Here is a 6,895-nt window from a genome sequence, read left to right as displayed (position 1 = left end):
GTGGGGGCTCGGGGTTGGGGAGGGGAGGGGTGGGGTGTTTTTTCAGCCTGGTCGGGTGATCTTGCACAGGAATGTTCGGCGTGGGCGGATTGGGTGGGTTCGGCCGGGTCGGGTGGTTCGTGATGACGAGCGGGGTTTGTTGGTCTGGATGGCTCGGGACTCGCCGGTGGCCCATGAGGTGACCGAGGCTGGGCTGGGCATGCGGGCGATGCCGTTCGCCCAGTGGATCTCGTCGGCGTACCGGCTGGCGCACGGGCGCTGGAACGGGCCGCCGCTGCTGAAGTTCCTGCCCACCGGTGCTGCGCACTCGGTCTGGTGGTTCCGGGACGCGCAGGACCGGTTCGTCCACTGGTACGTCAACCTGGAGGAGCCCGGTGTCCGCTGGGACGACGGCCCGGTGGCCGGGGTCGACGTGGTGGACCAGGACCTCGACGTGGTGGTGCGCCCGGACCGTAGCTGGCAGTGGAAGGACGAGGACGAGTTCGTCGAGCGCCTCGCCTTTCCGGACGACTACTGGGTGACCGACGAGAAGGCGGTCCGGGCCGAGGGTGAGCGGGTCATCGCGCTCGCGGAGGCGGGGGAGTTCCCGTTCGACGGCACCTGGTGCGACTTCGCGCCGCCGCCGGAGTGGGGCGTACCCGACGAACTTCCGCCGGGATGGGACCGCCCGCCGGTGCGCTGAGTGTGTTCCCGGTCACCGCTCGGGGTGACGGGGGCGTGGCGTCCGGGTCCGGTGTGAGGGATCGGCGCCGGATCTGGCAGAATGGGTCGCTGGTATCCGGCGCGCGTTCGGCGCCCTCTAACCCGGGCGCGTTGCCAGTCCACCGAGTAGTCTCCGGCCCAACCCCACTGTGCCGGTCGGCGCTCACCCATGCACACCGCCCGTACGGGCCGGTGAGATCGCAACAGGAGCGAAACAACTGTGGCCGTAAAGATCCGGCTCCTGCGGATGGGCAAGATCCGCAACCCGCAGTACCGCATCGTCATCGCCGACTCGCGCACCAAGCGTGACGGCCGGGCGATCGAGTTCGTCGGGGTGTACCAGCCGAAGGAGGACCCTTCGGTCATCGAGGTCAAGTCGGAGCGGGTTCAGTACTGGCTGTCCGTCGGCGCTCAGCCGAGCGAGGCGGTTCAGCGGCTGCTGGAGCTGACCGGTGACTGGCAGAAGTACAAGGGCCTGCCGGCCCCGCCGCCGCTGAAGGTCGCCCCCGAGCGGGCCGACCGCAAGGCGGCGTACGAGGCTGAGGCGAAGGCCGCCGCCGGGCTGGCCCCGGAGACCCCGGCCAAGCCCGCCAAGAAGGCCGCCAAGGCCGCCGAGGCTCCGGCCGAGGCGCCGAAGACCGAGGCTCCGGCCGAGGCTGCCCCGGCTGCCGCTGCCGACGCCGGTGAGCAGGCCTGACATGCCTCTGCGTCCGGCGTTGGAGCACCTGGTCAAGGGCATCGTCGACCACCCGGATGACGTCCGGGTGCGGATGGTCGATTCCCGTCGGGGCAAGCGGCTGGAAGTCCGCGTGCACCCCGAGGACCTCGGCACTGTGATTGGGCGGTCCGGTCGGACCGCCAAGGCGCTGCGCCAGGTGATCGGCTCCATCGGCGGGCGCGGGGTACGCGTCGACATCGTCGACTCGTACTGATGCAGCTCGTCGTCGGAAGGATCGGCAAGCCGCACGGCATCCGCGGTGAGGTCACCGTGGAAGTGCGGACCGACGAGCCCGAAGCGCGGTTCGCCCCGGGTGCGGTGCTACGCACCGAGCCCGGGGCGACGCCCCCGCCTTCGGCGGACGGGCCCGGGGTGCCGTTCCGGGTCCCGGCGGAGCTGACCATCGAGGAAGCCCGCTTCCACCAGGGGCGGATGCTGGTCGCGTTCGACGGGATCCTGGACCGCGACGGTGCCGAGGCGCTGCGCGGCACCCTGCTCCTGGTGGACAGCGCCGACGTGGCGCCACCGGAGGACCCGGAGGAGTTCCACGACCACCAGTTGGTCGGCCTGGCCGTGGTCACGCCGGCCGGCGAGCAGTTGGGTGAGGTGGCCCGGATCGACCACGCACCCTCGTCCGACCTGCTGGTCCTGCGCCGCCCCGAGGGGCGTACCGCGCTGATCCCGTTCGTCCGGGCGATCGTTCCGGAGGTCGACCTGGCCGGTGGACGCGTCATCGTCGACCCGCCGGCCGGACTGCTCGATCTCTAGCCCGCTGGAGCACCCCCGCATGCGCGTCGACGTCGTGTCGATCTTCCCGGAGTACTTCGCCCCGCTGGAGCTGTCACTGATCGGCCGGGCCCGGGCCAACGGCGTGCTCCAGCTCGGCGTACACGATTTGCGGACCTGGACCCACGACGTGCACCGCACGGTGGACGACACCCCCTACGGCGGCGGGCCGGGGATGGTGATGCGCCCGGAGCCGTGGGGCGAAGCGCTGGACGCGCTCACGCCCGCCGAGGCTCCGCCGCCCCGGTTGCTGGTGCCCTCGCCGGCCGGTGCCCCGTTCACCCAGGCCATGGCGTACGAACTGGCCGCCGAGCCGCACCTGCTCTTCGCCTGCGGGCGGTACGAGGGGATCGACCAGCGGGTGCTGGAGCACGCCGCGACCCGGATGCCGGTCACCGAGGTCTCGCTCGGCGACTACGTGCTGTTCGGCGGTGAGGTGGCGGTGCTGGTGATCCTGGAGGCGGTCACCCGGCTGCTGCCCGGGGTGCTGGGCAACGCCGGCTCGCTGGACGAGGAGTCGCACGCGCACGGGCTGCTGGAAGCGCCGATCTACACCAAGCCGCCGAGCTGGCGCGGGCACGACGTGCCGGAGGTGCTCCGCTCCGGCGACCATGGCAAGATCGCCCGCTGGCGCCGCGAGGAAGGCCTGCTGCGTACGGCCGCCCGGCGCCCGGACCTGCTCGACGCGCTGCCGGCCGATCAGCTCGACAAACGGGACATCGCGGCACTGGATCGGGCCGGATTTCAGTCGCCGCCGGTAGATGTGGCAAAGTAGAGGGGTTGCCGCATCCGTCCGCGCCCGCGGGCGGCTGCGAGGATCCCCGACCGGGGTCGGCCCGCCGACCACCACCCGGGGATCAGAATCACCCACCCGCGCACCGAGTGACGGTGCGCCGTGAGCCTCACGAGGACGCAGCGATGAACATCCTGGACGCCCTTGACGCCCAGTCGAAGCGGACCGACCTTCCCGACTTCCGGGCCGGTGACACCGTCAAGGTGCACGCCCGCGTCGTCGAGGGCAACCGGTCCCGTGTCCAGATCTTCCAGGGCGTCGTCATCCGCCGCCAGGGTGACGGACTGCGCGAGACCTTCTCGGTCCGCAAGGTCAGCTTCGGTGTCGGCGTCGAGCGGACCTACCCGCTCAACGGCCCGGGCATCGACCGGATCGAGGTCGTGACCCGCGGTGACGTGCGTCGCGCCAAGCTCTACTACCTGCGTGAGCTGCGCGGCAAGAAGGCTAAGATCAAGGAGAAGCGGGAGAAGCAGCCCAGCTGACTTCCCGCTCGCCACGCCGCCCGAGCTGCCCGTATGTCGTACCGGCCAGACCGCACTACCCTGGTCGTACGGGCGCAGCGGGGCGACATCCCCGCCCAGGTGGCGGGCAGCTGTCCACAACCGCCCGTGGGGCCTCGACGAGGCTCCCGGGCGGTTGTGTTTCTGCGGACCGGGGAGTGGCGTGGTGCAGACGCTTGACGAGGACAACGCCGTCGATCCGTGGCGCCGGCGGGTCCGCCGTGGCCGCCGGCAGATGCCCCTCTGGCAGGAGCTTCCGCTGCTGCTGGTTGTCGCGTTCTGCCTCGCGGTGCTGATCCGCACCTTCCTGCTCCAGGCGTTCTTCATCCCGTCCGGATCGATGGAGGACACCCTCCTGATCGGCGACCGGGTGCTGGTCAACAAGGTCGTCTACGACGTCCGCGACCCCGTACGCGGCGAGATCGTGGTCTTCCGCGGCACCGACCGCTGGGCGCCGCAGGTCGACGAGCAGCCGGATCCGGGCTTCGCCGGCAAGGTCGGCCGGACGGTCGGCGACCTGGTCGGGGTGAGCCGTCCCGGCGAGAAGGACTTCATCAAGCGAGTGATCGGCGTCCCCGGCGACCGGATCAAGTGCTGCGACAGCCAGGGCCGGGTCACCGTCAACGGCACGCCGCTCAACGAGCCGTACGTCCTGCGGGACTCACCACTGGACCTGCCGCCCAATCCCGGAGAGTGCCGCTCCCGGCGCTTCGACGAGGTGGTCGTGCCGCCCGGCCAGATCTTCGTGATGGGCGACCACCGGGAGGTCTCGCAGGACGCACGCTGCCAGGGCCCGGTGCCGATCGACAACGTGGTCGGCCGGGCCTTCATGGTGGTCTGGCCGTCCTCCCGGTGGGGTTCACTGCCGGTGCCGTCGACGTTCGAGGACGTGCCCGGGCCGGTCGTGGCCGCGCCGGGGGCGCTCCCGGTCCGGCCCAGCCCGCAGGGCGGTGTGCTGCTGATTCTGCCCCTGGTGGCCGCGCTGAGGGGTTCCCGCGCGTTCCGGACGGTGGCGTCCGGTCCGGCAACGTAGGCTCCTTGGCGTGATTGACGAGCAGACCGACAAGCCGCGCAGCTCCTTCTGGAAGGAACTGCCGATCCTGCTGGGTGTGGCGATCCTGGTCGCGGTGTTGGTCCGCGCCTTTGTGCTGCAGACCTTCTTCATCCCCTCCCCCTCGATGGAAAACACACTCAAGATCGATGACCGGGTGCTGGTCAACAAACTGGTGTACGACTTCCGCTCACCGCACCGCGGCGAGGTGGTCGTGTTCAAGGCGCCAATCGAGTGGAGTGGCAACCCCGACGGCGAGGACTTCATCAAGCGGGTGATCGGCGTCGGCGGGGACCACGTGGTCTGCTGCGACCCGGAGGACCGGCTGACGATCAACGGCAAGTCGCTCGACGAGCCGTACATCTTCTCCGCCGACGGGGTCCGCGACAAGCCGGCCGACCAGGAGTTCGACATCACCGTCCCGAAGGGGCGGCTGTGGGTGATGGGCGACCACCGCTCGGCCTCGGGCGACTCGCTGGAGCACTGGCAGCAGTCCGGGCAGAACATCACCGAGGCCACGATCCCCGAGGACGAGGTCGTCGGTCGGGCGTTCACCGTCTTCTGGCCGGTCAACCGGGCCACCTGGCTGACCGTGCCGGACGAGTTCGACGGGATCCCGAAGCCGTAGGTCGACGGGGGCGTGGGCGATCCTCCGCCGGTCTGGCAGGCTGGGGCGGTGACCGTCTACACCCCTCGACGCGCGGCTCGCGTGCTGCTCGTCGACGCGGCCGGCCGGGTCCTGCTGTTCGACGGCTACGACCCGGCCCGTCCCGGGCACCGCTACTGGTTCACCCCGGGCGGCGGCCTGGACCCGGCGGAGTCGCCGGCGGCGGGCGCCGCGCGTGAGTTGGCCGAGGAGACCGGGTTGCGGCTCGACCCCGCCGAGCTGGGCGAGCCGGTCTGGTCCGAGACGACCGAGTTCCCCTTCGACGGTGTGTGGTACCGCCAACAGCAGGACTTCTTCCTGGTGCGGGTGCCGTCCTGGCAGGTCGACACCGCGGGCTTCAACGACGTCGAGCGGGGCAGCATCGCGGGTCACCGCTGGTGGGCGCCGGACGAGTTGGCGGCCAGCGGTGAGCGGTACTACCCGACCGGTCTGCCCGACCTGCTGGCCGACCTGCTGCGTCCGACGGCCGGAGCCGGGCGGGACGAGGCGTCGTGCTGACCCCGCCGCGGACCGTCGTGCGCCGGGAGGCCGGACTGTACGCGCTGGAACGGGCGCTGCAGCGGCGCGGCTTCCGGCAGGTGGCCGGGGCGGACGAGGCCGGCCGTGGCGCGTGCGCCGGCCCGCTGGTGGCCGCCGCGGCGGTGCTGCCGGAGGGACGACGCGGGGAGATCGACGGGCTGGCCGATTCCAAGCTGCTCACCCCGGCCAGCCGTGAGCGGGTGTACGCGGAGGTCGTGGACCGCGCGCTGGCGTACGCCGTGGTGGTCATCCCGGCCGAGGAGGTCGACGCCCGAGGGCTGCACGTGTGCAACCTGGCCGCGATGCGCCGGGCGCTCGCCTCGCTCACCACCCGCCCGGAGTACGTGCTCACCGACGGCTTCGGCGTGGACGGCCTGGGCGTGCCGGGGCTGGCGGTGTGGAAGGGCGACCGGGTGGCCGCCTGCGTGGCGGCGGCCAGCGTGCTCGCCAAGGTCACCCGGGACCGGCTCATGGTGGAGCTGGACGGGGTGTTCCCGGCGTACGGGTTCGCCGAGCACAAGGGCTACATCACCCCGGAGCACACCGCCGCGCTGCGCGAGCACGGGCCGTGTCGGGAGCACCGGTTCTCGTACGTCAACGTCGCCGCCATCTCTGGCCGCGACGGCCGGCCGCCGCGCGCGCGGCGACCGTCCCACCCGGGCCCGGACGAGCCGATGGAGCGCTCGTGGGCGTCAGGGGGTACCGTCGGCGTGGCGTTGGGCGAGCAGCCTCGGCCTCCGGCGCCGGTGGGGGAAGATGTGGCCATGGAAGGCGGAGTGCGATGAGCGCGGAAGATCTCGAGAAGTACGAGACCGAGATGGAGCTGCAGCTCTACCGGGAGTACCGCGACATTGTCCGCCAGTTCTCCTACGTGGTGGAGACGGAGCGCCGGTTCTACCTGGCCAACCAGGTCGACCTGCACGTGCGTAACTCCGACGGCGAGGTCTACTTCGAGGTCGAGATGCACGACGCCTGGGTGTGGGACATGTACCGTCCTGCCCGCTTCGTGAAGAACGTCCGGGTAATGACCTTCAAGGACGTCAACGTCGAGGAGCTGGAGAAGCCCGACATCTCGCTGCCCGCCGACTCCGGCTTCGGCGGCTGACCGCTCCTGCGCGTCTCCGGCCGCACCGCGGCCCCCCCCGTGGCGCGGCCCGGC

Annotated in this window: 11 protein-coding genes; all 11 read left to right on the top strand. The window is 71.3% G+C overall.

What is annotated here, in order from left to right; translation table 11 throughout:
- Nucleotides 1-34: 34 nt before the first annotated feature.
- The 11 genes from ACFQGL_RS29810 (at nt 35) to ACFQGL_RS29760 (ending at nt 6,841) form a co-directional block, all read left to right on the top strand.
- Entirely contained in the window at nt 35-682 is a 648-nt protein-coding gene (locus ACFQGL_RS29810) for a ribonuclease FAU-1 family protein (protein WP_377515954.1), read from the top strand.
- 240 nt (nt 683-922) lie between these two features.
- On the top strand, nt 923-1,399 hold the full coding sequence (rpsP, locus tag ACFQGL_RS29805) for a 30S ribosomal protein S16 (protein WP_377515953.1): 477 nt from the start codon (nt 923-925) through the stop codon (nt 1,397-1,399).
- Complete coding sequence (locus ACFQGL_RS29800) at nt 1,374-1,634, top strand: RNA-binding protein (RefSeq protein ID WP_172862164.1); 261 nt, start codon at nt 1,374-1,376, stop codon at nt 1,632-1,634. Before rpsP ends, ACFQGL_RS29800 begins: the two co-directional genes overlap by 26 nt.
- Nucleotides 1,634-2,188, top strand: a complete 555-nt coding sequence (gene rimM / locus ACFQGL_RS29795; RefSeq protein ID WP_377515951.1) for a ribosome maturation factor RimM — start codon at nt 1,634-1,636, stop codon at nt 2,186-2,188. The genes ACFQGL_RS29800 and rimM overlap by 1 nt, the downstream gene beginning before the upstream one ends.
- Nucleotides 2,189-2,207: 19 nt before the next feature.
- Nucleotides 2,208-2,981: a tRNA (guanosine(37)-N1)-methyltransferase TrmD gene (trmD, locus tag ACFQGL_RS29790; RefSeq protein ID WP_377515950.1), complete on the top strand. Its 774-nt coding sequence runs from the start codon at nt 2,208-2,210 to the stop codon at nt 2,979-2,981.
- Between the two features lie 143 nt (nt 2,982-3,124).
- A complete protein-coding gene (gene rplS / locus ACFQGL_RS29785) occupies nt 3,125-3,481 on the top strand; it encodes a 50S ribosomal protein L19 (RefSeq protein WP_030335223.1) in 357 nt (118 codons plus the stop codon).
- 181 nt (nt 3,482-3,662) lie between these two features.
- A complete protein-coding gene (gene lepB, locus ACFQGL_RS29780; protein WP_377515949.1) occupies nt 3,663-4,532 on the top strand; it encodes a signal peptidase I in 870 nt (289 codons plus the stop codon).
- 10 nt (nt 4,533-4,542) lie between these two features.
- Nucleotides 4,543-5,178 (top strand): signal peptidase I, encoded by a 636-nt coding sequence (gene lepB / locus ACFQGL_RS29775; RefSeq protein WP_377515948.1) that lies wholly within the window; start codon nt 4,543-4,545, stop codon nt 5,176-5,178.
- 48 nt (nt 5,179-5,226) lie between these two features.
- Entirely contained in the window at nt 5,227-5,715 is a 489-nt protein-coding gene (locus ACFQGL_RS29770) for an NUDIX hydrolase (RefSeq protein WP_377515947.1), read from the top strand.
- Nucleotides 5,709-6,521, top strand: a complete 813-nt coding sequence (locus ACFQGL_RS29765) for a ribonuclease HII (RefSeq protein ID WP_377515946.1) — start codon at nt 5,709-5,711, stop codon at nt 6,519-6,521. The genes ACFQGL_RS29770 and ACFQGL_RS29765 overlap by 7 nt, the downstream gene beginning before the upstream one ends.
- Nucleotides 6,518-6,841 (top strand): DUF2469 domain-containing protein, encoded by a 324-nt coding sequence (locus tag ACFQGL_RS29760; protein WP_007075222.1) that lies wholly within the window; start codon nt 6,518-6,520, stop codon nt 6,839-6,841. The genes ACFQGL_RS29765 and ACFQGL_RS29760 overlap by 4 nt, the downstream gene beginning before the upstream one ends.
- Nucleotides 6,842-6,895 lie beyond the last annotated feature (54 nt).

The organism is Micromonospora vulcania (assembly GCF_042658605.1).
GTDB classification, from domain to species: domain Bacteria; phylum Actinomycetota; class Actinomycetes; order Mycobacteriales; family Micromonosporaceae; genus Micromonospora; species Micromonospora vulcania.
Note: the sequence above shows the minus strand (reverse complement) of the source record. Positions and strands in the feature narration are given on the sequence as shown.

Coding starts and splice junctions, on each gene's coding strand:
- rimM (WP_377515951.1), top strand. CDS start 1,634: ATGCAGCTCGTCGTCGGAAGGATCGGCAAGCCGCACGGCATCCGCGGT.
- trmD (WP_377515950.1), top strand. CDS start 2,208: ATGCGCGTCGACGTCGTGTCGATCTTCCCGGAGTACTTCGCCCCGCTG.
- rplS (WP_030335223.1), top strand. CDS start 3,125: ATGAACATCCTGGACGCCCTTGACGCCCAGTCGAAGCGGACCGACCTT.
- ACFQGL_RS29760 (WP_007075222.1), top strand. CDS start 6,518: ATGAGCGCGGAAGATCTCGAGAAGTACGAGACCGAGATGGAGCTGCAG.